Source organism: Halorubrum sp. AJ67 (assembly GCF_000513435.1).
Window position 1 is genome coordinate 256,213 of sequence record NZ_CBVY010000003.1, and the last position, 2,718, is coordinate 258,930.

Genomic DNA, 2,718 nt, shown 5'->3' on the forward strand with positions numbered 1-2,718 from the left:
AGCGGGACCGCCGCGACGGGAAGGTCGATACCGATCGAGAGGACGCGCTCGGCGATGACGAACCGAAAGCGTCCGAAAAACGAGTCGACGAGAACGAAGACTGATTCCCTACTCCGCCGCCGAGGGCCGCGGACTCACTTGAACCGGAACGTCTCTAAGTTCTTCGGCGAGAACGTCCGCATGTTGTAGTCGTGGTACAGCGACGAGGAGAGGTCCTGAACGGAGCTCTCGTCGCCGTGAACGCACAGCACCTTCTCCGGGCGCGGGTTCATCGTCTTCACGAAGTTCTCTAATCCCTGCCGGTCGGCGTGGCCGGAGAAGCCGTCGACGACCTCCGTCCCCATCTGGAGGGTCAGCGTGTCGCCGCGGCTCCCGCCGCCCCAACCGTCGACCGGAATCTCGTCCCAGCCGTTCTGGATCCGGCGGCCGAGCGTCCCCTGCGCTTGGTAGCCGACGAACACGAGGTTCGAGTCCGGGTCGGGGCCGATGTGACGGAGCCACGACATGATCGGGCCGCCCTCGATCATCCCGGAGGTGGAGACGATGATGCACTGGTCGCCGTCGGCGACGTCCTGTCGCTCGTCCTCGCCGGCGTCGATGTGGTTGAACTGGTCGGCGAGGAACGGGTTCTCGTCCTCGTGGAAGATGCGGTCGCGGAGGTCGTCACGGAGGTACTCGGGGTAGGTCGTGTGGATCGCGGTCGCCTCCCAGATCATCCCGTCGAGGTGGACCGGCATCTCCGGGATCTCTCCCTCCCGCATCGCCTCCTCCAAGACGAGCATGATCTCCTGAGATCGCCCCACGGCGAACGCCGGAATGACGACCTTCCCGCCCTGCTCGTAGGTCTCGTTGATGACCTCCTTGAGCGCCTCCTCGGAGTCCTCCTGATCGGTCTGGTAGTCGTTGCGGCCGCCGTAGGTGGACTCCAAGACGAGCGTCTCGACCCGCGGGAAGTCGTTGACGGCCCCGTTGAACAGCCGGGTGTCCTCGTAGTGGATATCGCCCGAGAACGCGACGTTGTAGAGCCCGTCGCCGATGTGGAAGTGCGTGACTGCGCTGCCGAGGATGTGGCCCGCGTTGTGGAACGTGAGCTTCACGTCCGGGGCCACGTCGGTCACGTCGCCGTACTCCAGCGGGATGGTGTGTTTGATCGCGTCGCGGACCTGCGCGGACTCGTACGGCGGCGTCCTGCCGTCCTTCGCCGCGACGTCGAGGTAGTCGAGGGTGAGCAGGCCCATCAGGTCGCGGGTCGGCTCCGTCGTGTAGATGGGGCCGTCGTAGCCGTACTTGAAGAGGAGCGGGACCAGCGCGGAGTGGTCGAGGTGGGCGTGCGTGAGGACGACGGCGTCGATGTTCTGCGCGCCCGCGCCGAGCGCCTCCGGCACTTGGAGGTACGGCACCTCGCCCTCGGCACCGGGCTTGTCGCCGCAGTCGATGAGGATCCGCGTCTCGGCGGTGTTGAGGATAAAGGCCGCGCGGCCGACCTCGCGGCAGCAGCCGAGCGTCGTGATCCGGACCCACTCGTCGTCGGACATCTCCTCGCGATGGATCTGGCGGCCGACGCGTTCGAGGATGTCGCGGCGCTCCTCGCGCTCGTTTTTCAGGAAGCCGCGCACGTTCGAGACGGTGGAGGACTCTATCGGCGGCGTCCGAACGACCTCGGGGGTCCAGCCGACTTCCTGTGTGATCTCGCGGAGCGTCGAGCCGCGGCGGCCGATCACCATCCCGGGCTTCTCGGCCTCGATGACGACCTCGCCGGTGTCCTCGTGGAAGTCGAGGTCGGTCACGCCCGCGTCGTCCGGGATCACCTCGCGGACCTCGTCTTCGGCCCGCGCCGGCGGGGAGAGGGCGCTCGGGTCCGGGCGGACCGTGATCCGCTTGCGAAGCTTCGACGCGAGCCGCCGGATCAGGTCGCCGTCGCCGGCGAACGCCTTGGGGTCGCGCGTGTACACGACCAGCTCCGGGCCCTCGTATTTGACATCTGTGACCGTGATGTCGTTCGGAATTTCCTGTTCGATCTCCGATTTCAACGTATCGAGTTGCTTATCGACTTGACTCATATCTCACTGCGGGTCGTCGAGGCCGTCGTCGTCGAATCGCGTCGCGCGCCGCGCCGCGACTCGCCGTCGATCGGTCGACCGTGACGGGTAGGCATAGTGGAAGTACTGTCCGTAGTGTTCCGTGCGGGAACAGCCAGCGAAAACCCGCTTGACTCAGGCTACTGCCCCGCCGTTATAAAAGCCTTCGCAAAGGGCAAGCCCCCGGCGGCCGAACCGCGCCCATGCGCGTCACGCCGCAGACGGTCCGCGACGAACACGCCTGGGTCCGCGACCGCGCCGACGCGGTCGTCCCGATCCTCAACGACACCCGCGACCGGCTCGGCCGGCTCTTCGAGACGGACGTCGACGCGGTGTCGCCCGAGGCGTACCGTCGCGAGGTCGACGTCGTCTTCGCCGACGGCGAGGTCGCCGTCAACGTCGCCGCCTGCGTCGCGCTCCTGCGCGACCTCGACGTGACGGGCGATTACCCCGGCTTCGTCGTCGACGAGGTGCTGGGTCGAGAGCTCGCGGCGACGGTCGCGGGCGGGCGACCCCTCTCGCTGCTCGCGCAGGCGACGTTTCATTTCGCGGACCTCCACGTCGACCGAGACGCTACGGCCGAGGGCGACGGCAGAGGCGCGGGGACCGCGGGCGCGGACGACCTCGACGCCGCGCTCGC

The 2,718-nt window shown here is 67.5% G+C and carries 1 protein-coding gene and 1 pseudogene (1 of these 2 only partly in view); one reads left to right on the forward strand and one right to left on the reverse strand.

Annotated elements, in window-relative coordinates:
* Window positions 1–134: 134 nt before the first annotated feature.
* Complete coding sequence (locus BN903_RS04735; RefSeq protein WP_048076613.1) at window positions 135–2,060, reverse strand: beta-CASP ribonuclease aCPSF1; 1,926 nt, start codon at window positions 2,058–2,060, stop codon at window positions 135–137.
* Between the two features lie 221 nt (window positions 2,061–2,281).
* On the opposite strand from BN903_RS04735, the pseudogene BN903_RS15580 reads away from it, so the two are divergent.
* Window positions 2,282–2,718, forward strand: a pseudogene (locus BN903_RS15580) (hypothetical protein); its annotated part runs 25 nt beyond the window's last position; the annotation flags it as partial.